The sequence below is a fragment of the Paenibacillus sp. WG02 genome, assembly GCF_055396115.1.
In genome coordinates this window covers 3,539,125-3,564,899 of sequence record NZ_AP036016.1, presented here as the reverse complement: position 1 = coordinate 3,564,899, position 25,775 = coordinate 3,539,125, and the positions used below count along the sequence as shown (strand labels likewise).

At 47.8% G+C, this 25,775-nt stretch carries 14 protein-coding genes; all 14 read right to left on the bottom strand.

The window, feature by feature from the left end; all coding sequences use genetic code 11:
• Positions 1–46 precede the first annotated feature (46 nt).
• Complete coding sequence (locus ACBP55_RS15755; RefSeq protein WP_464652724.1) at positions 47–3,334, bottom strand: TIM-barrel domain-containing protein; 3,288 nt, start codon at positions 3,332–3,334, stop codon at positions 47–49.
• A gap of 155 nt (positions 3,335–3,489) precedes the next feature.
• Positions 3,490–4,116, bottom strand: coding sequence for a thioesterase II family protein (locus ACBP55_RS15750; RefSeq protein ID WP_464652723.1), 627 nt, complete (start codon positions 4,114–4,116; stop codon positions 3,490–3,492).
• On the bottom strand, positions 4,113–7,826 hold the full coding sequence (locus tag ACBP55_RS15745) for a glycoside hydrolase family 31 protein (protein WP_464652722.1): 3,714 nt from the start codon (positions 7,824–7,826) through the stop codon (positions 4,113–4,115). The genes ACBP55_RS15750 and ACBP55_RS15745 overlap by 4 nt, the downstream gene beginning before the upstream one ends.
• An 89-nt stretch (positions 7,827–7,915) precedes the next feature.
• Positions 7,916–9,265, bottom strand: a complete 1,350-nt coding sequence (locus ACBP55_RS15740) for an ABC transporter substrate-binding protein (RefSeq protein WP_464652721.1) — start codon at positions 9,263–9,265, stop codon at positions 7,916–7,918.
• Between the two features lie 94 nt (positions 9,266–9,359).
• Positions 9,360–10,190 carry a carbohydrate ABC transporter permease gene (locus ACBP55_RS15735; RefSeq protein ID WP_464652720.1) on the bottom strand — a complete coding sequence of 277 codons (831 nt, stop codon included), beginning with the start codon at positions 10,188–10,190 and terminating at the stop codon, positions 9,360–9,362.
• Entirely contained in the window at positions 10,180–11,064 is an 885-nt protein-coding gene (locus ACBP55_RS15730) for a carbohydrate ABC transporter permease (protein WP_464652719.1), read from the bottom strand. Before ACBP55_RS15730 ends, ACBP55_RS15735 begins: the two co-directional genes overlap by 11 nt.
• Before the next feature lie 32 nt (positions 11,065–11,096).
• On the bottom strand, positions 11,097–12,122 hold the full coding sequence (locus ACBP55_RS15725) for a LacI family DNA-binding transcriptional regulator (RefSeq protein ID WP_171648252.1): 1,026 nt from the start codon (positions 12,120–12,122) through the stop codon (positions 11,097–11,099).
• 529 nt (positions 12,123–12,651) lie between these two features.
• On the bottom strand, positions 12,652–14,598 hold the full coding sequence (locus ACBP55_RS15720; RefSeq protein WP_464652718.1) for a stalk domain-containing protein: 1,947 nt from the start codon (positions 14,596–14,598) through the stop codon (positions 12,652–12,654).
• 151 nt (positions 14,599–14,749) lie between these two features.
• Entirely contained in the window at positions 14,750–15,847 is a 1,098-nt protein-coding gene (locus tag ACBP55_RS15715) for a chymotrypsin family serine protease (RefSeq protein ID WP_464652717.1), read from the bottom strand.
• Between the two features lie 176 nt (positions 15,848–16,023).
• A complete protein-coding gene (locus ACBP55_RS15710) occupies positions 16,024–16,503 on the bottom strand; it encodes an NUDIX hydrolase (protein ID WP_464652716.1) in 480 nt (159 codons plus the stop codon).
• Between the two features lie 44 nt (positions 16,504–16,547).
• Positions 16,548–20,036, bottom strand: coding sequence for an AAA family ATPase (locus ACBP55_RS15705; RefSeq protein ID WP_464652715.1), 3,489 nt, complete (start codon positions 20,034–20,036; stop codon positions 16,548–16,550).
• Positions 20,037–20,332: 296 nt separating this feature from the next.
• Positions 20,333–20,563: a hypothetical protein gene (locus ACBP55_RS15700; protein ID WP_464652714.1), complete on the bottom strand. Its 231-nt coding sequence runs from the start codon at positions 20,561–20,563 to the stop codon at positions 20,333–20,335.
• Positions 20,547–21,725 carry an exonuclease SbcCD subunit D gene (locus tag ACBP55_RS15695; RefSeq protein ID WP_464652713.1) on the bottom strand — a complete coding sequence of 393 codons (1,179 nt, stop codon included), beginning with the start codon at positions 21,723–21,725 and terminating at the stop codon, positions 20,547–20,549. The genes ACBP55_RS15700 and ACBP55_RS15695 overlap by 17 nt, the downstream gene beginning before the upstream one ends.
• 79 nt (positions 21,726–21,804) lie before the next feature.
• Positions 21,805–25,758, bottom strand: a complete 3,954-nt coding sequence (gene addA / locus ACBP55_RS15690; RefSeq protein WP_464652712.1) for a helicase-exonuclease AddAB subunit AddA — start codon at positions 25,756–25,758, stop codon at positions 21,805–21,807.
• Positions 25,759–25,775 lie beyond the last annotated feature (17 nt).

Sequence of the window (25,775 nt, the reverse complement as noted above, 5' to 3'; positions counted from 1 at the left end):
TCCCTTTCGATTAGAAATTAAGGGAGGGACTTGCCCTCCCGACCTTTTATTGCTCTACAATCGCGATGTTATCGAGATTAATGCCAAGTGAACTGGTACCATCATAGCTGACTTTCACCGTGTTGAGACCTGAACTCAGCGGGACGCTAACCGTAGCAGTCCCCCATGTATCCCAGTTTGTTGTTTGCGGCAAGGCAAGGTCCGTCACTTTGGTGTTATTCACATAGATGGCTCTTGAGCCATTGCCTGCACCGGATGAATACCGAACCTTCATCGTATAAGTACCTGCGGCTTTGACGGAAACATCAAAAGCAACATTGTCTCCAAGAGTCTCAAAACCATCCACAAATCCTGTACCTGTATAACCCGTATGGTTCGTGTTCGTGGAAACGCCGCTTTGCACGCCGAATTCTGCTTCATATTCCACTTTATTGACGCCATTTAGCACAACGGATTGAGCAGATGCACTTGAACCAAGCTTGACGTATGTGAATTTCTGTACAGTATCATAGTACCAGCCTGTCGACGCTCCCGTTAGGGCAGTTAAAGTACTGTACTCTGTCATCGCAGAACCACCCACCGTTACAGAGGAAGGCTTAGTCGTAAACACTTGCAATGTCTTCGTAGAATTAATCGCTGGAACAGTCACGGTTTCTTTATTCAACCCATATTGCTCGGTAGACGTTATAGTTTTCACCGAACCGCCGATATCATCATTCCAGTCATACGTTGTTGTCCCAAGCGGATAAATGCGGAACGCCAGATTCGTGTAGCTCGTCAAGCTGTTGCCAATGGTCCCGCCTAATTGATATTGCGCGTTCAAATTCATCGGAAGAATACTGCCAGACTTCACAAAAACCGGTAGATCATCGATGCCAGCATTGTAGCTGATAGTTCGACCACCAGGGCGCTGAGCACCGAACCAGAAATCGATCCAATCCCCCTGTGGAAGATAAATACTCTTGTTTGTTTCTCCCTGATTCATAACAGGAGCAACAAGTAAATTACCTCCGAACATATACTGCTGTGTCAAACCGTACGTGTTCGTGTCCGTAGGATATTCAAGCGCCATGGCGCGCATCATGGGAACGCCAGTATCACTTGCCATCTTCGCTTCGCTATAAATATAAGGAAGCAAATTCATGCGCGTATTCGTATATTTGGCAAAATGACTAATAATCGTATTGTCGCCTGTACGCGCTTGTGCATTCCATGGAGAACGTTCCTCGTTGATACCAGAGCTGCCGTTAGACTCGGAATGAAACTGCATGACTGGCGCAAAAGCAGCCATTTCGGTAGCTCGTTTGTACAACTCCGCCGTTGGATAAGTGCCTGTGAAGCCAGCCATATCCCAGCTCCAATAAGGAACGCCAGACATACTTGCTGTAAGCCCTGCATTCACAGCTTGTTGAAAAGCACCAAACGTCGACTCTTGGTCACCGGACCAGAAAATCTGATTCGCCTGTGCGCCTTGCGTGCCGGAACGGCTAAAGGAGACTGCATCGGCTTTCTTCGAGCGCGCGTATTCGTTATAAGCTTTCACATATTCATTTGGATATTGATTGCGCATTTCATTGCCTTTCTTACCGTTTGAGAAGGTATTTGAGCGACCCCATACCATTTCACCGCCATCTGTTTTGAAGCCGTCGATACCCACACCATCAAACAGATAAGCGCGTTTAGACATCCACCAGTTTTTGGCGGCCGTATTCGTAAAATCAAGCAGCAAACTGTTCTCGAACCATTGTCCTGAAGGTATCCTGTACTGGCCTCCGCTACCGTTGCCAACGGCATAATTCTGAGCCGTCATATAGGCTTCATCGTTATCTTTCTGGGTATAAGGCGTTGAAGTCCATTTCTGAATAGGGACCTGCCAAAGCACCAGCTTCATCCCATTGTTATGCACATTGTCTGCCATCGCTTTTGGATCCGTCCATCTCCCAGATGTCGGGAAAGTGAAATCGGTATAGGCATGCGCAGCACTGCCCGTTTTCGGGGTATAGGTGGCATCATTGAAAATGTAAAAAGTGTTCTCATCACTCCACTGTTCGAGCACAACCGCTGTAGCCGGAATATTGTTTGTGTTCGCGTTATTAATAGCTGTATTCACCTTGGTTTGACGATCCCACTCGTTAGCTGACATCCATAACCCGAAAGCCCATTTCGGCAGCGCTGTTGGCTTTCCGGTAATGTTAGCGTAGTTACTCACCACATTTTTCAAATCATTACCGTAAATGAAATAATAATCCAGCGTCGAGGCAGCACTCCCCCCTGTATCAGCCGTAAAGCTGAACATATCGGTGCGTTCGGTTGCCAAGCGGAATTTGGAATAGTACGTAGAATTTACGAAAATGCCATAACCGCTGCTGTTAAGCATAAAAGGAATTGCCATATAGGTGCGGTCATTTTGATTCTTATACTGATTGAACACATAGGTGTCCACATCATATCCGCGTTTACGGAAGTTGTTGTAATGCTCGCCAAAGCCAAAAAACTCTTCGGAACCCGATGAATAAAAATGATCTTCCACTTTGTCGATAATGGTACTGCCATTGGTTAACCAGGCAATGTTACGATTCGTGGTGCTGTCATATTGACGAGCAATCAGCGTCGTTCCATCAGGCTTATACACACTAAGCTTAAAAGGATTCTTATCCACCTTCACCTTTAGCTTGGAAGTTGTAAGCCAAGTGGTTGAGGCGGTATCCGAAACTGTGTAATTACTAAGCCCACTGCTTAACGCTCCTGTTCCGGTTGGTGAAACCTGTACGCGGAGGACATCATCCGCCGTAAAGGAAAGGTTGATCTTTGGCGTCAATGTACCTGTATTCGGCACCGCATTCAGCACAACACGATTCGTATTATTCGTAATAGAGCTGATACTGCTAACGGATTCCCATCCAGTTACTGTAAAAGTAAAAGGACCGATAACCTTCTCATTCGCGCCATCCTTGTTGCCATGAACGGTATAACTGATCACGTCCCCTTTTGCAAAAGTGCCAAGGTTAGCTTCCCAGTAAGTGTTGTTGCCGCTGTTGTATTTGAATGCTGCTCCGACAGCAGCTTGATTGACACCATTTTTCGTCCAGGTCACCCAAGCCGTTTGTCCTGATTCAATGGGCCACGTTGTTATCTTGATATACACAGTATCGCCAGCAACGGGATCTCTTGGACTCCGCTCCGTCGCCTGAATCTCGTACAGATCATCAATTCCGTAAGGCGCATGATAAACACCGTCAATGGCATAAATAGAGGGGGCGAAGAGACAGAAACAGAGCAAAAAAGAGAGAGAAAATCGGAATGGACCTGTTAGTTTCCTTACATACATAAACATTTCCCCTTTCGTACCGAAATTTGTTTGCTAAACATGAATGACTTAGAGGCTCCAACAAAAGTTATTCCTCGCCGTGCATGCGCTGCTCCAAGCATCCCCCCTTTCAATATTAGGCGGCCACGAATCCTATTCAATCAATCGCGACCGCCGTATGGTTAAATCAGATATTCCCTTTCCACAATCGTCTGTGCGAGCTGCAGCCACTTGTTTGAATCCGATTGCCAGTAGCGATGATCGCCTTCACAAACGTGCACATCGCATATTTTCGCCGTATAACGACTCCACTCCGCCAAATGATCAACAAGCGCATGTTCATCCTTCTTACCTGTAAAAACACTGAATCTAGCACGAAGCGGCTCTCGATTAAATGGAGCACGATATTCCTCCACAGGTTGGCAGCCTATCACGGACGCATCCCCCTGCATGCCATTCGATACTCCGCGAGGCCGAATAAGATGAGGAGCACTGCAGCCAGATAGAAATAAGTGCCGTGGCTCAGCGATTCCTTCTGCTTTCAAGCGATGACTTACCTCAAAGGCAAGCAAACTGCCCCAGCAGTGGCCGATAAACACATATTCTTCTCCAGGCATCAGCTTCTGCTTGACGTATTGAGAGGTCTCTTGAAGAGCTTGCTCCCACAATTCAGAGGAAACCTCGCGCATAGATAATCGGGCTTGACTCAGTTCAACACATTGAAACCTAACACGAGCGGGTAAGCCACTGCTCCAAGTAAGGTACGACTTTGTGTAATCTCCACAGTGAGGGAACCCGAACAAAATCACTGCGCTATCACCAGACTTCCTGCCGGTTCCTGGACAGTAATGAGTAGATTCTTTTGGCTAATCAAATAATGACCCGGAAGCAGTAGTTCCACATGATCGACTGGTGAGAGATCCGTTTCTGAATTTGAAATGATGGATACACCATCTGGTTGATATAAAATAAAGGTTATTGCTTGATTATGACTAAGACTGCTTGACCAGTGCAAACGAATCTGACCACTGACTTTTTTGGCTGAAATGGTCACATGATTGCCTAGGTCATCCTCAAACTCTGCCTGCAGTTCACCCACAATATAAACTCGGAAACATAAATGCTCATAGCGGTTTATGCTATTGCCCACATGATCGCCAAGCGAATAATTCTCAGCGAGATTAAGCGCAATGACACTATCCTGTCTCTGATAAACAGGGATCGTTTCCAACGGTGCGGCCACTTTCATCAGGCAAGGACCTTGAACCTCTTCCTGGTCGAACAAAGATATCCATGACCCTTCCGGGAAATAAATCTCCTTAGCACCATGACCCTCCTCCGTAACGGGAGCGACCAGCAAGCTTTCTCCAAACATGTACTCACTAATCATTTCGGTACAATGCGGATCAGCAGGGAATTGAAGGGACATGGCACGCATCATAGGGAGCCCCGTTCGGCTGGTACGAATCGCTTGATCATAGATGTAAGGCAAGAGGTTCATTCGAATGTCTGCGTACTTTTTGTATAAATCGATGACTAGCGGCTGACTTGTACGTTCAGCAATGTTCCACGGCGTTCTGTCTTGATTGAACTCGCCTTTCGTTTCAGCATGATACTGCATGACCGGGCAAAAAGCGGCCATTTGGGTGGATCTTATGAACAGCTCCGCTGTCGGAATGTCCCCATGAAAGCCGCCCAGATCCCAACCCCAGAAAGGAATGCCCGACATACTGCTGGATAACCCTGCAATCATCGAGGAACGGAAGGCCTGGAAGGTCGAACGCTCATCGCCAGCCCAGTGCATCGGGTACCGCTGCGCTCCGGTGTAGCCCGCCCTGCTAAAGGTAATGCCTCCGTCTTTGGCATACTGCTGGATGAAATCGTAATAGCTGCCCACATATAAATTGGGATACAAATTGCGCATTTCACGGCCTGTAGAGCCGTCATAGAACTGCAGATCGTGACCGAAGACGAATTCGCCGCCATCCGTTTTGAAGCCATCCACACCTATTTCATCTGCGAGGTATTGGCGCTTATTAAACCACCATTTCGCCGCTTCTGGGTTCGTAAAGTCAAGAATATGACAATCCTTAAACCAGTTATAAGGCAATGTGTATGGCTCCCCATCCGCCGTTTTCACACAGTAACCTTGCTCAAGCAGTGTAATTTCATCCTGATCACGCTGACCATGAGCAACGCCATACATATGTTTATGAATGGGGATTTGCCATAACAGCACTTTCAAGCCCTGCTCATGCAGCTCTTCGACCATCCCCTTCGGATTCGGCCAACGGCCCCACTCCGGGAACTGGAATTCATCATAGCGAAACGGTAGATTACCGCCTTTGACAGTGTACTGCGCATCGTTAAAAATATAGAACGTCGCCTCGTCACTCCATTGCTCAATCACTAGCACCGTGGACGGGATCTGATACTTCGCCGTTAGCTCGGCCTGTTTCAAAACCTCAGCCTGGGAATCCCAGTTATTGCTGGACATCCATGGTCCAAACGACCACTTCGGCGGCAATACAGGTTTGCCCGATAGATGGGTGAACTGTCCGACCATCGCGAGCGGCTCCTCCGCAAATAAATACGCAACCAGCTGTTGATTCGCCTGTGACACGTCCGCTTCCACTTCAACAAGATCAGATAACCGTGTATGAAAACGGAAAGTCGAATAAAGCGCCGTATCCACGAAGATCGCATATCCGCCGGAAGATATCGCAAAAGGAACCGGCATGTAAGTCTTCAATCCTTGATCCCGATACTGATTGTACACATATTGATCGACTTCATGACCCGAATATTCATAATGGGAAAAGCGTTCCCCCATGCCGAACCAGCGATGCTCCGGTCTCGTACGCAAATTCATCCGAAGCTTATGCAGGCTTCCCGAACCATCGGTTAAAGCCTCGATAAGCGGCTTCCCTTCGGCGGCGAAGCCCTCCATCAGCACGCCCTCCGTGCTGCGCAGCGCGAGCGCAAGCTTGCCTCCGCGCACCTCGGCTTCCAGCCGTGCGCGTCCAACCGTCAGCGCCGCCCGCTGCGCCGGCGCGCCCTGCAAGCGTTCGCCATCTGCGGCGAACGTCAGCTTGATCGCGCCGCTCTCGTCGGCGCGGAAAGACAGCTGAGCGGTGCGAGTACCCGCCGCACCGTAACCCAATTCGACGACGAAGCCATCCGTCGTCTCATTTAGTTCATGGACGTGCTCCAGCGCCGTCCATGTCCGCACTTGAAAGCTGTAAGTCGCTGAACTCAGCGACTTGCTTCCGCTCTGAAGCGCAAAAGCATAGCTGACCTCGTCACCTGCGAGGTAAGGGCCCAGCTGCGCTTCCCAGACTTTTTCCCCGCCGTCTGTCACTTTCATGACGGCGGTCACGGCTTCGGCCGCCGGAATGCCATTAACGGCGGCCTGCACAGTCACAACCTGACTCGCCTGAAAAGGCTGAGTCAGGAGGCGCACAAGTACCGAATCCCCCGCTTCGGGATGACGAGGAAACCGCTCGTAAGGCAGGATGACGTAAGGGTCATCGTAACCCGTCGGTTGATGCACCAGAGTGACGCTGTCCAAGCTTTCACTACCGACATCACCTGAAATAAGTGCAGCCTGTGCTAGCTCCAACAGTACGCCACCCCATGTACTGACGGGTGGTTCCCCTGCATGTTCACGCCAATATTCAAGCAGTAAAGGCTCCTTGGACGTATTGCTATCTACCTCATACAACCGCCCACGTTCCTTCTGAAGAGACTCCACATGAGTGAGCAGCTCTTTCGCCCGAACCGTGTCCCCTTTTTTAGCGTAGTACCACGCCAACAGGCAGGTAAGGTCAGATCGCTCACAGCCTCCATAAAAGGTGTCGCCAGCTTTGAATCTTACCCCTTTACTAACAAGTGTTTCTTCCAGTTTATATAACGCTTCAATCAGAATACGGTCTTCAATACCCAGCATCCCGAAAGGAATCGCCGCAGTGAGGATATCCCCATGAATTGCTGTATCACCCAATTCGCTAATGACTCGGCCCTCTTTAATGAAGCTGGCAAAGACAAGTTCACGAATCTCCTTCAGTAAACGCACACCCCGCTCGCCAACCCCGTTCTGAATATTCGCTTGAACCGCAGCGAAGTACATCGCTAAATGGCTCAAATAAATGCCTTCGTTCCCGTGCTGCAGCCAATGAGGCTGCGGTTTCTGCCAATTGTTGTCTAGAAGTAAGGTGGTTTCCTCGATAATCCCTTCTATCTCCACTTTGAAATCCTGATCTTCCGTTACCTTGAGATATTCACCGTAAGCCCATATCCGGAGCGCCGCATCCGTTAGCGCCAACTTTCCCTTAAATTGATCGCTGTTCATCAAACGCAGTACAGGCAATACACGTTCCGCCTCACCTCGCTGAATAAGCGCATAACTCAAAAATGCAATATCTCGAAAAGTGGCAAGCTGCCCCGAAATCGTAACCTGACCCGTATGTTCATCTAAAAAGTATTTAACATTCTGATTTGAATCTATTGTTTGCACCATAAATCCTCCTACTCCATCCGTGTATGAATGAGAAAGGGGCCGTTGCCGCAACAATGCCCCTTCCCTGCCGACTCTATGTCCGCACTATGCTATTTAGTTACTAATTTTTCAATCTTAGCTTGCGCTTCATTCAGTGCTTTTTCCGCTGTATAATCAGATTTCAATTTCGCTTTATCCAGCTCGTCGCCGATCGCTTTGGTCAAATCGTTCCATTTATCCGGAATTGGACCTACTGGCGTCAGTACAAGTGAATTCAATGCTTCAAGTACGATTTTCTTCGAAACTGGCGGCGTTTGTTTGAAATAAGCCTCCATGACTTTTTCATCCGAAACAGCCGGCACACTCCAGCCTTTCTCAATCCGCTTGCTAACAACAGAAGGATCGGAAGACATGAATTTGATAAATTTCCAAGCCGCTTCCGCATTTTTCGTTTTATCAGAAACAACAAGGCCATCCGCAAAGAAATGATGCGCTTTCTTCGTATTACCAGGCTCCAGTGCAATATCCCATTTGAACGGAGCATCCGCAAAACGGCCAAAGTTCCAAATACCACCACGCAGCATAGCAATCTTACCTGCTTTAAATGCGTTTAAGTCAGCATCTGGCTGGTTAAAAGTATCGTCGTTAAGCGCTGGAGACACTTTATACTTTTTCGCTTTATCCAGCATCCAGTTCAGGGCTTCGATATTTTCTTTGCTGTTTACAGTAGGTTTGCCATCTGCACTCCAGATACCTCCGCCGTTCTGAGCAATTGTTTTGTAAAACTCATAGAATTGAATTGGCGAATAGGTTCCCCATACGCCGCTTTTGGCGTCGGTGAGCTTTTGAGCCGCTTCTAGTTCTTGTTTCCACGTCCAATCCGCCTTCGGATACTCAACTTGCTTTTTGTCAAACAAGTCCTTATTATAGAAAAGAACTACGTCTGAAAATGACTCTACGACTCCGTATTGCTTACCGCTATACTTGAATGAGTCATAAGCAAGACCTTTGTAGATTTCCGGCTTGAACGTCGTGTCCTTCGCAATGATCGGCGTCAAGTCTTTTAGTGTATTTTTGGCGGCATAAGAGACGAAGTTTTCGTAACCGACCTCAAATACGTCAGGTGCATCCCCCGATGCGAGCTGTGTATTGAGCTTCGTGTAGTAGTTGTTGTAATCGACGATATCCACTTTGACCTTCACGTCAGGATTGGCCGACTCGAACGCTTTCACCATATCGCCTAGCGTCTGCTCTTGAGAACCGCTTGCGGTATACTGCATGAACTTAAGGGTAACCGGTTCCTTCTTTGTCTCTGGTGTTGCTGCTGCCGTAGCAGCTGCTGTAGGCTCTTGTTTTGGCGTCGGCGTAGCTTCTTTTTTTGTATCCGCTCCACACCCCGTAGCTGCAAGAGAAACAACCACACCTAACGCAACGACCCAACCTGTTTTTTTAGTAACCATCTTTAAACCCTCTCTTCTTATGAATTTTCTTCAGTTAACTCACCATTTTCATTTCCATCACTTACGTCTCAAACGATTTCCATCACCCCTCTCATTAACCTTTAACACCACTCATGGTCATTCCCTTAATGAAGTATTTCGATGCGAATAAAAACACAATGAAAATCGGTATAAAGCTGATCACATTCCCCGCCATCAAAATGTTCCACTCCGTCGCCCATCTGCCTTGCAGCTTGCTTAGTCCAATCGGAAGTGTCATCAACTCCTTATCGCTCGTAATAATAAGCGGCCATAAAAAATTGTTCCACGAAGCCATGAAAGCAAAAATGGCTAGCGTCGCAAGAGCAGGTTTGCTAAGCGGAAGAATGATGCTCATAAATACTCTCACATAAGATGCTCCATCCATTCTGGCTGCCTCAATCAACGGATCAGGAATGGTCATGATGTGTTGTCGAAGCAGGAAAGTCCCGTAAGCACTGAAGATTCCTGGCAAAATGAGACCGAGATACGTATTCGTCAGGTGCAGTTTTTGAAACACGATAAAGAGTGGCGTCATCGTCACCTGCATGGGAATCATCATCGTGATCAAATAGAGAACGAATAAAGTCTCCCTGCCTCGGAACGGTATTTTAGCAAAAACAAATGCAGCCATCGCACACACAACGATCTGCGCAGCGGTCGTCACTAAGGAAACACCTACACTGTTGCCCAAAAAGCGATAGATCGGAAAGTATTTCGTAATCTCGACGTAGTTGCTGAATTTAAATGTATCCGGTATTAAATTAGGCGGCATTCGGACGACTTCCAAGTTATCCTTAAAAGAACCCGACAACATCCAGACGAAAGGAAACATGAGAACGACAGCCGCCACAATCAAAATGAGGTGTGAAAGCAAGTTCCGATACGGCATATATTTATCTGTCATAGGTAACCCACCTTTTCTGAAGCTGCTGCTGAACGATGGTGACGGCGAAAATAATGACGAATAAGATCCATGATTGCGCAGAGGCAAAGCCCATTTTATAGCTTTGAAAAGCATTCCCATAAATTTGCTGCACAAGCGTGCTCGTTTGCCCAGCTGGACCGCCGCCTGTCATGACTAGCACCTGATCAAAAAGCTGGAAGCCATTGATGAGCGATATGACAAGTACGAAAAAGATGCTAGGCGTAAGCAGCGGCAGTGTTACACGGAAAAACTGCTGAAACCCGCCTGCGCCATCAATCGTCGCCGCTTCGTAATAATCGTCCGAAATATCCTGCAGTCCCGCAAGAAGAATGACGGTCACATAACCGATATCCTTCCATACACTCACTGCAATAATCGAAGGCATTGCCCATACAAAGTCCTGCAGCCATACAGGTCCTTGAATTCCGATTAGCGACAGCAGGTAGTTAATGAGTCCGCTCTGTCCATTCAGCAGCCAGCGCCATACGATGGAAACAGCTACCCATGAGGTGATGACGGGTACAAAGATGAAGATCCGATAAAGCTTAATTCCCCTTAGCTTCCTATTCAGTAAAACCGCGAACAGTAAACCAAAAGCAAGAACAGAGGGTAAATAACCAAGAATGTACTGAAGAATATTCTTAAGTGATGTAAGCGTTTTCTCATCCTGCAAAGCTTCGGTGTAATTATCCACCCCAACGAACTTCGCCGGGGTTAACAAATCCCAATTCGTAAAGGAGATGACTGCGGATGAAAGCATCGGGATGAGTTGAAACAGAAACAAACCCGCTAAACTTGGTAATAAAAATCCGATAATGACAACTGCTTTGGAAAATCTCTTTTGTCCGACCATGACGTTCTCCTTTTCCGGTTCCTACGTGTTAATTATTCCTTGGCTCTAACTGTAGCTCTCTCCACAATCGTTAGCGGCAGCATAATTTCATTCGCTTCTTGCTCCACGCCGCCTTGGATCATATTGATGAGATGTTCGGCCGCAATAGCTCCTTTTTCAGTTATATTTTGCCGGATTGTTGTTAAAGGCGGGATAAACATCTTTGACATCGTGATATCATCAAAACCAATGACGGAGATGTCTTCCGGGACTTTTTTCCCCATGTCCATCAAGCTCCGAATCGCTCCGAATGCGACCATGTCCCCCGTAGCAAATACTGCGGTAATTTCGGGAAACTTGTTTGCGATGAGCTGACCTGCAGCCATACCATGCTCATAACTCATGGATTCTTCAAATACATAGTCTGGATTATAAAAGAAATTCGCTTCACGAATCGCACGTTTGTAGCCGAGGAAACGCTTCTCGACAACACCGTCTTTACGAATTGCTCCAGTCACGAGTCCAATGTTGGAGTGACCCTTATCAATTAAATACTTCGTTGCCAAATATCCGCCATATTCGTCATCAATGCCGATTCGCTTGAAATAGCTGTCGTTAATGTAACTGTCGATTAGGACAATCGGAATATTAATTTTCTTAAAACCGTCATAAAACTGTTCCGGATAAATCCCCATCATAATGGCACCATCCAGATTACGTTGAACGGATAAATCAAGATAACTTTCCCCTTGGTTAACGCCAGATAACAAGAGGTGGTACCCATACTCGCGAAGCTTGCCCTCAATGCCGCTTATCATTTCGCTGTAGAAAGGGTTTTCAAGTATAAGCTGCTTATGAGATTCTGTCTGTGGAATCACGATACCAATCAACTTGGATTGGTTCTTCACTAAACTTCTCGCTGAGAAATCCGGTATGTAGTTTAAGGTTTCAATAATTTTCTTAATTCGCTCGATCGTCTCATTGGAGACTTTATCCGTTCGACCGTTTAATGCATAGGACACTGCGGCTGCTGAAACGCCTGCGACTTTGGCTACATCTTTAATTGTTGGTTTCTTCATTCCTCAACCCTCTTTAGTTACACGTTTAACTAGATTATAAGACACAAAATCCAATATTACAATATGATAGCGCTATCTTTTTATCATTAAATTGATTTATCAGTTACGCGTTTAACTAAATTATTTTTAATGTCTATTTATTTAGAAATTCACCTGCTTGTTTTGAACATAGCGCTGCAGCCTCCCCCATCTCCATCTAATTGAGGTTACCGTATGAATGACTCCCAATTCTCTTATTGAATAATGTTGTAAAAAGTGCAACAATTGCTGCCTAGAACCCGACTTTCACCCTTCTTTGTTGCAATATGTACAACAATTAGGCGCGATATTGCCGATTTTGCATCAAATTGGCTCAAAATGTTGTACGAACTGCAACTTCGAGTTGCAAAATAGCCTTTATGCGCGGGAATTGTTGTAGAGAATACAACATGGTTATCTACATCTTCCTAATACATAGGAAAAAAGCTGCTCCAACGCTCTGACTTTCTTCTCAGGCGATGAAACAGCTACAATTTTTTGAAGACATTTTCTATTTGGTTGTAATCGTAACCGTTCTGCTTGTGCCATCCCACGCGACTTTGCCGCCAAATGTTTCCCCGACGAATCGAGCAGGCGCGAGTGTATAACCATTAACCAGCTGTGCTGGCTCATCTAACTGAACAGCCTGGCCGTTCACATACACCGTTTTCTCATCAAGAGTTAGGCGTAATGTGGTACTTCCTTTTTTGGCTGTAACTGTTCTAGTTGCTGCCTCATAATCCACCGTTGCACCCATCGCTTCGAAAATCGCACGAAGCGGCGTGAATGTTGAACCTTTTACAATGACAGGTGCTTGCTCAAATTTCTGCTCTTTCCCATCAATTTCAACAGAAACTTGTGAGGATAAACCGAAGGTACGCAAAGCTGTCTGTTTACCGGATTTATTATAAACCCTGATCTGAATAACAGAACCCTCCGGAACATCACCGGCTCGCAGCTCCAGACCGTAAGGCAAATCTGATTGAGAAGCAATCACTTGTCCGTTTAAGAGGTACTCTACTTTGCCAATGTAAACGTCAGGAATTTTGACAAAAGGGATTAACTTGGTTTGTTTCGTAAAAACCTGATGATTCGCATCTACAGGTACATAACCTAGACGATCAGTAGGTTTAGCTGCGTCTGTTACCTTGGATAGCAAATAAGGATTAGCAATCAGCTTGCTGTAGTAATTTTGGATTTCAGATGAAGTGGAAAGTGAGTAGTCGTTTTTCGCATTTTCCATCTTTTGATCGACGTTAAAGTAAGTGATCGCCTTCAATCTTGGATATTTATAAGGCATAATCTCATATAATCGCTGCAGATTAAGTTTCGCCCATTCCGTGAAATCCTCGCCTGCCGAGTGCGCATAATGCGGGACACCCGTTTCACTTAGCATTAACGGTTTACGGTCTGAATAGGTGTTGTAAAGCCTCGATAACCTCTCTACATTGCTCGTAGAAATCATGGAAGGCAGAGACGGATCCCCATTTTCATAAGGCTCAATATATAAGCTAACCCCAACCCAATCTACATAAGCATCTCCCGGATAATAAGGGTCAATATCATTCGCTGGTACATCGCCAGGACTCCAAACCATCGCGACATTCGGAGCTTCAGCAGCAAATACATCGTGCAGCATACGGAATTTCGCAATATATTGGGCAGGGTTTCCGTGCCATTTAACCCAAGCGCCATTCATTTCCCCAGCAAAACGCAAGAAGATCGGGATGCCTGCCGCCTTAGCATCTTGTGCCCATTTTCGCAAATAGGCGCTGTCAGTAACAGGATCTAAACCATCGTCAGGCTCCCAAGCGATTTGTAAAGCGCCACCCGCATCTTTTGCTCTCTTCGCATACATAGCAGGGAATCCTTGACCCCAATGTGCATAAGCCAAATAAATCGCGTGTTTTTTGCCATATTCCGTTTCCATCTTCGTGAAAATATTACCCACCTTAGGATCCTGTTCGGAGTACACCCCAAGATAAGTACCGTATGTAGGTTCAAACTTAGCCAGTTGACTGTTCTTCGGCAGGGCTAACTGCTGTACCGTCGACTCATTACGATCCAGTCTATACAACTCGACCGTTGTTCGAATTTGATCGGTTCGCTGCAGCTTAACAGCTCCCCAATCCTTTCCGGCTTTCACCCAATATTCGTTTTCTGATTCGTAAAAGCTAATCGCTTGATCGTAATCACCAATTGCATCGTAGTAGGCGGCCAAGTTTCCATAAAATAAAGCTGCATTCTCCCACTCTCCGGCGCCTGCATAATGATTAGCCAGAAATTGCCAATGCGGTACAGCTTCAGCTTTATTCCCACTTGCACGAAGCAACTCCGCTTTTTGCCAATGATCCCATACGACATCTGCACGAGCGGGCGCTGGTGCACTTGCTAGGCTAGCTGCGATAATTCCTACAGCCAACGTCATAATTCCGATTCTTTTTTTAGTGATTTTCAAATGAAGATGACTCCCTTCGATCCTGTTGTAAGTTTATATGTCCCTAACTAATACGCCTTGAATGGAAAAAAGTAGCATTTTGTCGAAAAATAAATAAAAAGCAAATAACCAATGAACTTAATTCATTGGTTTTTGGATGAAAGGAAAGGATTTACTTAGAGGACTTAACTAGCACAGCTCGTGTGCGTTTACGTTGTTCATCTGTTAGTGGCTGAACGTAAGAATGGTTGCCTCGTGGAGCAATCCCTTTAATCGCGCCGGCTTTGAAAGTTCCACCAGGGGCCGGAATGGCAATGCGTAAACCATACGTCGACATCACTAGTCCTATCGGATTACTAATCGAGCGCATACCATCCGCTGTACCAGCAAAATTGAGCGCAGCAGCGAAGCGATCCGTTGAGCGAAGCCATACGGAACCGGAATCACCAGGGAGCGAAACAGCACCTGTATTTCCACGAATAACCGATTGATTTCGGAATAATAATGTCCCTAAAGTTCCTCCATAGGAAACACGCACATCCACATTATTGGATTCCACCGTTCCTCTCACAAACCCTGTTGTACGCCCCGATTTAAACACTTGAAGACCGACAGGATAGCTTAGCAAATGACCAGGTACTGTAACAAGCTGCCCCGAAGCACTAACTAAGTATCTTGGATTCAATAGGCTATTTGAAAACGGCAGTGCAATCGCTGAATCTTGGAAATTGACTTCCCCCGGGCGCAATCTGACGAATTGGAAGGCTCTCCCTATGGTATTTCCGGAAATCGCTGCATCTGCTGGGCCTGGTTGCACAGTTGCAGAGAAGGCAGATGAGTTGTCTTTAATCAGAACATGATTGTTGCTCAGAATATAAAGTTGGTTGTTTTTGATTACAATCACACCCGCTGTCCCTGTGGCAAACGGATCCGGTTTACCGATACTTACTCCGCCTGGCACGGGACGAATTCTATTGCGAAATAAGGTTGGCCGGAAGACTTTCGGTTTTGAAGATGAGGCATTCGTTTTAAATTTCCCAGAAGGCACAAAACGAACGGGAACTGACGTGCCTGCTTTGGCAACCACTCCTTTGAGGCTGTTCAGACTGGATGGGATGGTTTTTTGATGCGTATAAACAATAACGCCAGCACCGAGTGCCGGTTTACTTGGATCTGCATAACCAACACCAACAGCCATGACCTCCGCTCTTTTTAGTAAAACGGAGGAAATTCTATTCTTATGTTTTAGCGCTTCATTAAATGTAGCCATTCACATTCTCCTCTTCCCTAAAGATGATTGCAGTGTATGCCAACTTGTACAAATCGGCTTGATGACATCACCTAAAGTTGATTTGGAGGATGTAAAAAAGGCTAACGACGTTTGGAGCGTCATTAGCCTTGGATAGGGTAATATGTCGAAAATAACTGGTTAAAGACTCATTAGATTTACATCTCAATTGTCACTTCATGCTTTATAAGCTCAGAAGTTAATAGGACATGAAAATCTCTCTTAATAAATTCGGGATAGACCTCAATTTGATCTAATTCATCAAATGAAAACCACCTAAAAATCAATCTGCTGCCGTCCTCAATCCCTTTAAATTCAGAATCCTTACTTATTATTTCGTTATTCTCTGGCAATGTGATCAAATAATAAAAACCAAGCTCATGAAAATTTTTTCCATTTTCTGTATAAATCAATTCATGAACATAACTTAGACGTTCTACATGTGATAAGACGCCCAGTTCCTCTTGTATTTCCCTCACGATTCCATCACTTGTTGATTCATTAAATTCCACACGTCCCCCTGGCAAAACCCAGTAATCATGTTCTGGAGCTGTATGTAGGAGGATCTTGTTGTTATGAATCGAAATCCCTGCAACTCTAAAATTAAACTTATTATTTTGTCTTTCGAAAGTTAACAAAAGCTCACCTTCCTCAGTAAGTTCTTAGCCGTTGCAATTGAAAGCTACAGTTCCTCAACGACAATGCGGCTCCCGCGCCCAGAAGGCTCTGCCGGGAGGACGATTAATTTCCGAGCTAGACGAGCACGGAGCTCTGGAACGTGGGAAATGACGCCTACAGCTAGACTGTCCATATGAAGCTTCTCAAGCGCACCGATGACCATGTCCAGCAGCTCTTGGTCGAGCGTACCGAAGCCTTCATCGAGGAAGAAGAATTCCAGCGGATATTCCCCTTTCAGCTGGATCTGTGCCGAAAGCGCGAGCGCTAAGGCTAGCGAGGTAAGGAACGTTTCACCGCCAGATAACGTGCTTACCGGCCGTTTCACCCCGCCGTTGGCATCATCACGGATGACGAAGCCTCCACCAGAGTCGACCTCAATCGCATAGCGTCGACGCGTCAATTCACTTAGCCGCTCCGAAGCCGCGCGGCTAACTTGCATGAGCTGCTCTTCGGCGAGGTATTCGACGAAGGCATTGGCCTTAAGCACGGCTTGCAGCTTGCCAAGCCGTTCCAGCTGCGCCGCCTGATCGACACGACGCGCCTCAAGCTCGCACCACCTCGCATGCCGCGCAGCAAGCTCGCTCGCGCCCTGCGCCGCTTTGGCCCGCGTCTCGAGCGCGGCCTCGGCGGCCGCTTTCGCTGCGCTCAGCTGCGCCTGCGACTGCGCCCACTCGTCCGCGCTCAGCACGCGGCCCTGCAGCTTCGCTGCCAGCTGCGCCAGCTGGGCGCGCAGCGCCTGCTCGCGCTCGCGGTGCTCCGCCGCGAGCTGCGCCCACTGGCGGCGCTGCTCGGGCGCCAGCGCCGCGGCTTCTGCGGCTTCGCGCGACGCGAAGCCGTTATCTGCGAGCGCGCCGTGCAGCGCGCGCTCGGTCTGCGCCAGCTGCCGCGCGGCGGCGGCAGCGGCTTCGGCGGCGGCGCTGTAGCGCTGCGCCGCCAGGAGCTGCTCGCGCTGCGCAGCAGCGTGCGCGAGCTTGGTCATCTGCGCGAGCTGCCGCAGCTGCTCCAGCGCGGAGGTCGCCTCCGCGATGAGCTGCGGCACAGCCGCGCCGGGCGCGCGCAAAGCAAGCTGCCGCGACTTGTCGGCGGCGAGCTGCGCCAAGCCCTGCAGCCGTTCATGCAGCTGCAGGGCGGTTCGATCCTGCTCCAGTGCGGCGCGCTGGAGCTCGTCGATCTTCCCGTTTAGCTCGTCAAGAAACGGGATGCTCTTCTCAATTCGGCCGCGGAGTTCCTCGGCTAATCGCTCATTGGCAAGAAGCTGTTCAAGCTGCTGATCCACGGCCTCCCATGAAAGCTCCTCATAACGCTCCTGCCAACCTTTTAACTGCTCACCTAGTGTTGTTGTAATTGAAGCTAACCTGCTATCCGCTTCCGTCAATAAGCTCGCAGCCGCTTGCATTTGAGCACCTGCTTGTACGAATTGTTGGGCAAGAAGTGCATGCTCTTTCTGTAAGCCTTGAAAACCGCGTTCAAGTTCATCAGACTGGGAAATACAGGAATCCAGGTTCGTTTTCATCTCATTCCATTGTTCACTCAAAGTCTCAAAACTTATATCTTCATGAAGCTCACCAAGATTGGCAGTAACTTCTTCTTTCCCAGCAGCTGCCTCCCCCCATACCATAGAGGATTGTTCGCTGGTCATCCATTCAGCTTGTTCCTGACCGGATGCGGCTAGGACCGCCGCCAAATCTACGGCCTGCCGATGAACAGATGAGATTCTACGCAGCAACTGCTGCCCTGTGAATTGATGCTCTTTTGCAAGCTGAAGCAGCTCTTCTACTTGTCGAAGCCGTTCTTCATTTGCATCCAGATCATTGGCAGTTTCAGCTGGTACTACGCTAATCTGCTTTAACGGATGCTCTGTCGCACCGCATACAGGACAGTGATCCCCATCCATAAGCTCACTGGCAAGAATCGCAGCCAATGCATGACGCTCTTGCCTTTTCCAGCTCAGCTTCAGTCTCTCTTTGTAAGCTTGCAAAGCAGGAACGAAATGGGTGAACGCTGCACCTTGCAAGTTAACCTGTAAACCAGTTTCCTGTAACCCCTTTAGCCATCCTGACATTTTAACTTGAAAGGCTTGCAGCTTGCCTGTTAATTGCAATTGGCTCTGATCTACTGCTGAGTAAGCGACAGCTTTTTCTTCTCTGGCCTTCTTAGCTTCAAGCTCTTGGGCTTGGAGTAGTTCAATTGCTTTCTTTTCTTGAGACGCGGATTGTAAAAGTTGTCGGGAAACCGATTTGGTTTCCACCAACTTCAACTGATCCTTAAGCTCGGTTTGTTTAAGAATGGCTTTTTGTTTTGTTTCAATGCTTTTACTCACTTCAGCCTGCAAATGCGTTAATGTCGCCTTGACTTCTGCCTCTTGAAGCTGAGCGGCTTGGATTTGGCTTTGAACTTGTTCAAGCTCCTGCTGAATGATAAGGGCTTGCTGCAGTTGGTCCAACCGCAATAAAAGCGGCCCTTCCTGTGAAGCCAGCTCTTGCTGCGCATGTTCAAATTTGTGAACAGCTTGCTGATAGGATGTTTCCGCCGTTTGTTGGGAAGCTGCTGCAATCTTAAGCTGCGTTTCCCCTGTTAACACATCTTTGGCTGCCAAAGCATGCTGTTCCAGATAGGGCCTCACTTTTTCGGCCTGCTCTGCTTTTTGCAGAAGCTGCTCCTTTTCGAGGATTAACGGCTCTTGCTCCTGCTGCTTTTGGGTCTCTTGTTCCAGCGCTTTTTTCTCAATCTGCCACTGAAAAACCTGCTTATGCTCGTCATAAGACTTCTCTTGCTGTTCCAAATGAAGACGACTTCGAACCGCTTCTTGTTCTGCTTCCAGAAGTTTGGCATTGGCCTCTTCTAGCGCTCTCTCTGAAGCATCCCCAAGCCCTTGCTGCTCTGCAGCAAGCTGCTTAACTGTGCTGTCCGTTTCTTTCACTTTGGAACTAACCTTTGCGCTCAAATGATCTCCATACTGCTCAAGGTGAAATAGCCTCTGCAGCATTTGCCTACGATCCTTGCCGGTCAACGTCAGAAATTCTGCGAATTTCCCTTGCGGGAGCACAACAGCTCTCGTAAAGTCCTGCATAGACAGACCCAGAATATGCTGTACCTGCTGATTCACCTCACCCGCTTTATCCGCTAGTACAATGGTCTCAGTCCCTTTGATATGTAAAAGCCGACTAATTGTCCCGTTTATGGACAACTCTGTTCCGCGTTTGAATTGCCGCTCGACGCGATAACGCTCAGTGCCAGCCGCATTCGTCAGCTCAAACGTAAAAGAAACGAACAACGTCTGCTCCGCATGATTCATAATCGCTTGCGTGCCCCCGCTAGCTCTTTCCACTTTGCCATATAACGATAGCGTGATCGCATCAAGAATCGATGATTTCCCACTACCTGTGGGCCCAAATATGCCAAACACGCCCGCATCCACTAATTGGCTAAAATCGATCGTCTGCATTTCCCGATAACTCTGAAGTCCGGACATTTGCAACTGAATTGGACGCATGCCAAATCCTCCTTTCAAAAAAACGCTAGAATCTCTTGTTATATGTTCCATCTGTTTTTTCTTCGTTAATAAAAAAAACAACCTAGGTATTCGTAGTTATCCACAAGCACTTATTGGGCATAAAACAATGCTTTCCATGTAACGAATCCGCAGCAAAAAGTGCACCTCAAAGTAATTCCACAAATTTGACTTTTAGCTCATTCACCCCGCGCAAAATCTACTGCAAAAACTGCAGCAAATTATCGCGCAGAAGCCAGTTCCGAGAAACTTAGCTGCAAAAACTACATCAAATTCTCTTAAACAGTAGCTATTTGCGCAAATTTGACGATATTAACTGCACTTTTTGCATCAAAACGCACATTTATTGCCATATCGCTTGAAATACATGCACAAAATGCAGCTTCCAGTTCGTGGAAGGAAGAAACTCTGAGTGAATGCTGAATGCATGTTTCCGTGATTACAAAATGTTCCAGTGAGTACCAAGGGATTAAAGGTTTCCCTCCCCCCTCCTTACTCCCCAGCAGCATCCGCCAAATCCTTCTCCTGCAGCAGCTCCAAAAACAACCGAACCAATTCAGGCTCAGGCTGCGCACCACCTGTTTGACGCGAATAAAAGCGCGTGAAATGCTCCTCCATCGACAAATCAGCTCTCGATACAACAGCTCGGACTGCCTCCATCTCTGGGTAAATGGGTCGAATATGTATGAAGCCTTCATATGCTTTGCGCAGTGATTGAATCTGCTCAATGGACATGGCTTCTGTCATCGTGACTTCCAAATCAATCCAGGCATTGGCATCGCGTTGTTCATCCAGCCATTGGTGCACCTGGCCAATTCCTTCTTTAGCTTTCCAACTAACAAGAGGGCGGCCCGAAGTCAGAAATATCTCTTTAGGCTCGGCCGCTTGTCCCGGAGCTAGATCAAGCACTGTGACCGACTTCGCTTGGCCGGCTTCCGAGAAGCTGTAGGCGATTGGAGAACCGCAGTAACGGATGGGAGAAGCTGCTTTCACATTCTGCGGTCTATGCAAATGACCAAGCGCAACATACTGCGCTCCTGCCGTTAGAGCATTCGTATCTACCGTGTAGGCGCCCCCTACTTGAATAGGGCGTTCCGATTCCGTTTCATGACCGCCAAGAACGTACAAATGGCTCATGATCAGATTCACCGTGCCGGCTTCAAAAGAAGCTGCTTGTTTACGAATAAGCGCACCCACTCGCTCGGAATATTTACTGCGCAGCACTTCCTCCTCGGCAACATCCGATAGCAGCTCCTTGAGTCGCGATTCCGACGGGTACGGGAGTGCAATCAGACGTGCCAACTCACCTGTTCTAGCGATACCTATAGACTGTATGTCAGGGACCGGTAAGCCAATTATCGTGATCCCTTGTTTAGCCGCAAGCGGACCTGAAGCTGCAAGCCGATCCGGATGATCGTGGTTGCCGGAGATAATGGCCACTTGGCGCTTACCGCCGTCAGCCAATCTGGCAATGCCTTCATAGAAAAGCTGTTCAGCAGCAGCGGGTGGATTTACGCTGTCATAGATATCTCCTGCGATCAGAACCAAATCGATGGCTTGATCTTGCACAATCTGCACAAGCTCATCCATGAAAGCTGTCTGTTCCTCCAACCGACTGCGTCCTTCGAGTGTTCGACCGAAGTGCCAGTCAGCCGTATGTAAAATCCGCATAACTCATCTCCTCTCTAAGCATGTCATATGCTCCGTATCTATCTATCTATCTATCTATCTATCTATCAGTCTGTCCCTTTTACATCTCCAACAATTTCGCCCCATCAAAGAAATACAAGAACTTCCCATTTACAGGACGCTTCCAAATATGTTCCACGGCCCGGGTATACAGTGAAATTTGCTTCTCATAACGCACCTTCAGTTCGGCATCACTGCTTCCCTTTACCGCATCCGTTTTATAGTCAACCAACACGAGTCCAAGTTCGTCTTCGAATAAACAATCGATAACCCCTTGAATTAACACCGTCTCACCTATTGCGGAACGGTCTGTTCCCATATAGACCTCATCCGCAGGCAGTCCGTAGCTAAATGGCACCTCACGTTGTACGTTCGCAGCTTGTACCATCCGTTTGCCAACTTCCGTTTCGAAAAACTTCAATACAACCGGAATATCTACAACATCACACTGCTCCTGCGTGAGCGTTTGTTTGTTCAGCATCTCCGCAAGAGTTGCCTTTATACTCGATTCCGTCGGCGATTCCTGCAAAGAAAGATTTTGCATGACAGCGTGGACAACGGTCCCTTTTTCAGCTGCAGTTAGCTTTTTCTCTTCCATGAATCTAGGCCTGCGCCATACCGCAGTCTTTGGCTTCACCTGAGATTCATCCAAAACAGCAATATCTGCTCCAGCTGGAAATTCCATTTCTCCCGCGAGCCGATTCATTTCAGACAACCGCTTCATTTCCGACACTGTGGTCTTAGCAAAATGCTTAGGCGCATCCGGGTATTCGTATGTCCAAGAAAGCCGATCCTCCAACCAATCCTTCCATCTGCCCACCGTAGGCACAGAATGACTTTGATGAACAGCTGACATTCGGTCTGCGTCGGGTACCATGCTCTCAGCTTCCAGCGTTTCTTCCATATGCAAACTCTCTGGCTGGATAACCGTCAACTTCCAATGTGAAGGATCTTGCAGCAGACGGACGCCAGAAGATGCCTCACTAATGCCGAGGCGCTCTCTCCAAAGAGCCGCATCTGGATGACGAAGCAGGGCAGGTCCGACCCAATCGAGATAGCTTCGCGCTTTCGCCAGTTCAAAGTCCGGCAAATACCAATCTGTCCTAGACAGATGACGCCCCCAACCACGCAGCAGCTTATCGAGCGATTTAACTGTGCCTAGTAAATACAGCTTTTCTCTCGCCCTTGTGAGAGCAACATACAAGACGCGCATTTCCTCTGCAAGCAGTTCTAGCTTCATTCTTCTTTTAATAGCTAATGAAGGCAGCGTCGGATAGCTTACACGCAAATTCGTATCCACAAACCGAGGACCGAAGCCAAGCTCTTTATGCAGTAAAAAAGCATCATTTAGATCGCGCTGATTGAACATTTTGGCCATTCCTGCCACGAATACAACAGGGAACTCAAGCCCTTTACTTTTATGAATGGACATGATGCGAACCACATCTTCTTGTTCACCAAGCGCACGCGCTGTGCCTAGATCTCCGCCGCTCTCTTTCATTCGTTCAATAAAACGCAGGAAGCGGAATAATCCGCGTAGAGATGTGCTTTCATATTGTCTTGCACGATCGTACAATGCTCTTAAATTTGCTTGTCTTTGCATGCCCCCCGGCAATCCGCCGGCAAAATCGTAGTAGCCCGTTTGTCTATAGATACTCCAAATTAAATCGGCAAGGGAGCCTTGTCTAGCATCATTTCGCCAATTTTCTAGAAGCCCAAGGAAATGGTTCAGCTTTTGTAAAAGAGCTTCGTTATCAACAGACTCTGCACTTTTTACTACCTGTAAGACAGACTCGTAAAAAGGCACGGACTTATCGGCGACCCTGATTTGTGCTAAATCCTCCGCTGTTAGCTGCACAACCGGTGATCGTAATACTGCCGCAAGCGGCACATCCTGATACGGATTGTCGATGACTTTCAACAACGAAAGCATCACTTCTACTTCAGTTGCAGAAAAATATCCCGTGCTCAGTTCCGCATAAGCTGGTATGCCCTGTTTTTTGAGTTCTTCAATGATGACAGGAGACCAGGCCTGCGTCGCCCGCAGCAAAATCACGATATCGCGATAGGTTGCAGGACGATCACCGCCGGTTCTTTTATCAAAAACCTGAAAAGCTTCCTGTCCCCCAGCACCCAGCAATCCTCGAATTTGACGGGCAATCGTGCGCGCTTCCAGCTGAGCTGTTTCCAGTTCTTGCGCTTCTATCACGGGATCAGAGGCCCCTTCAGCTCCCTCTCCAAAAGCTTCTGAATCTTGATCGTCTGCCTCTTCAGTGAACGATTCACTCTTGTCTGGCACTTCCGTCCCACGATCGACAATCAGCATTTCCACCGAACAATCTGAGGCAGATGGCGGATAGCCCGCTCCGTATACAAGTTCAGCGCGCTCATCATAGGTGATTTCACCAACGGTTTCATTCATCATTTGTTTAAAAATAAAATTGACCGCATCGACAACCTGAATGCGACTGCGGAAATTACGTGCCAAATCGATTCTTCCACCATCGGAAGATGTTTCTGTTAACTCATCTTTATTGGAACGGTACGCCTTATACTTCTCCAGAAAGAGACCTGGCTCAGCCAGACGGAACCGATATATACTCTGTTTCACATCGCCTACCATAAACCGATTGCCAGGCTTCGAATTTGAGATTAATTCAACAATAGCTTCCTGTACGCGGTTCGTATCCTGATATTCATCCAGAAGCACTTCCACGAATTGTCTGCGATATGCCTGTGCAGCCTCGGATGGAATCAGTTCCCCGGGGATAGAGCCCTCAGCGCTAAGAATTTGTAAGCAATAATGCTCCAAATCAGCAAAATCGATCAAACCCTTAGCTTGCTTGGCCTCTTGATACCGCTGTCCGAAATCAACAACCAGATCCACTAACGTGTGAAGCAGAGGAGCCATTTCGCCAATTTCTTGATGGAATTGTTCCGGTGTACGTCCGAACAGCTCTTCTTTCATTTTGTTAATTTGCTCTTTGGCTTTATTGCGCAGATCTTTGACTTCCTCTTGAAGCTCTTTATCGTAGTCATCGCCCTTGCAAGCTTTTAGCTTCCCGAACTCGACCGTTTGAAATCCAAGATACAAGACCGACCACGGATACGTGGTCGTTTCACGCAAATTGTTTACGAGCAGCAAATCTTCTCGCAAATTATCCAAATACGGAGCCGGTCCGCCAGGCGATTCAGCAATTTGCTGCGCTTGCCGCAGCAGATCAGCGGCTCCTTCCAGCTCCAAAGACAGGTCGCGGATCAGACTCTGCTCCCAGATCGAATAGTCCGCTGGCGCAGTCGCAGCGGCAACATAAGGCAGCGCCTCCTGCATAATGGAGGCTGCCTCATCCGGCACGTCCTGCGGTACCTGCGGCGCCGGCGGTCCAAACATCGAAGCCGTCGCCCTAAGCCAGTACTCCGGCCACGGATGACTGCGCGACACATCATACAGCTTCTGAATAAGCTGCATGATCGCGTCGTCGTTGCGCTCGCCGCTAAACGAATCGACCAGCCGCCAGAAGGCGCTGTTCTCTCCGCTCGCGGCGTAGTACTGCTCAAGCATTTCGCCTAACAAGTCTTGGCGAAGCAGGTCTGCCTCCGTTTCGTTTGCGATACGGAAGCCCGGGTCCAACCGAATAAGGCTGAAGTAACGTTGAACGACTTCGAGACAGAAGGAATGCAGCGTAGTTATCGATGCGCGTCCCATCAGTGCGAGCTGCTTGCGCAAATGCTGCGAATGCGGCTGCTTCATCAACTCTTTTTCCAGCGCTTCACGAATGCGATGCTTCATCTCGGATGCCGCTGCCTTGGTAAACGTCGCAACCAGCAAGCGGTCAACATCAATCGGCTCCCATTCATTGGATATCCGGCGTATAATCCGCTCGACGAGCACGGCGGTTTTGCCTGAACCAGCTGCAGCGGCAACCAACATATTTTGACCCTTGAGTGTAATCGCATCCCATTGATCATCCGTCCACGTACTGCCGGGAGGCTTAGGCTGTTGTTGTTTATTCACGTATGTACGCTCCTTTC

What these genes read in the sequence shown, in the direction of transcription:
- ACBP55_RS15755 (WP_464652724.1), bottom strand. Translation starts at nt 3,334, where the DNA reads ATGTTTATGTATGTAAGGAAACTAACAGGTCCATTCCGATTTTCTCTC.
- ACBP55_RS15745 (WP_464652722.1), bottom strand. Translation starts at nt 7,826, where the DNA reads ATGGTGCAAACAATAGATTCAAATCAGAATGTTAAATACTTTTTAGAT.
- ACBP55_RS15740 (WP_464652721.1), bottom strand. Translation starts at nt 9,265, where the DNA reads ATGGTTACTAAAAAAACAGGTTGGGTCGTTGCGTTAGGTGTGGTTGTT.
- ACBP55_RS15735 (WP_464652720.1), bottom strand. Translation starts at nt 10,190, where the DNA reads ATGACAGATAAATATATGCCGTATCGGAACTTGCTTTCACACCTCATT.
- ACBP55_RS15730 (WP_464652719.1), bottom strand. Translation starts at nt 11,064, where the DNA reads ATGGTCGGACAAAAGAGATTTTCCAAAGCAGTTGTCATTATCGGATTT.
- ACBP55_RS15725 (WP_171648252.1), bottom strand. Translation starts at nt 12,122, where the DNA reads ATGAAGAAACCAACAATTAAAGATGTAGCCAAAGTCGCAGGCGTTTCA.
- ACBP55_RS15715 (WP_464652717.1), bottom strand. Translation starts at nt 15,847, where the DNA reads ATGGCTACATTTAATGAAGCGCTAAAACATAAGAATAGAATTTCCTCC.
- ACBP55_RS15705 (WP_464652715.1), bottom strand. Translation starts at nt 20,036, where the DNA reads ATGCGTCCAATTCAGTTGCAAATGTCCGGACTTCAGAGTTATCGGGAA.
- ACBP55_RS15700 (WP_464652714.1), bottom strand. Translation starts at nt 20,563, where the DNA reads ATGCTGCTGGGGAGTAAGGAGGGGGGAGGGAAACCTTTAATCCCTTGG.
- ACBP55_RS15695 (WP_464652713.1), bottom strand. Translation starts at nt 21,725, where the DNA reads ATGCGGATTTTACATACGGCTGACTGGCACTTCGGTCGAACACTCGAA.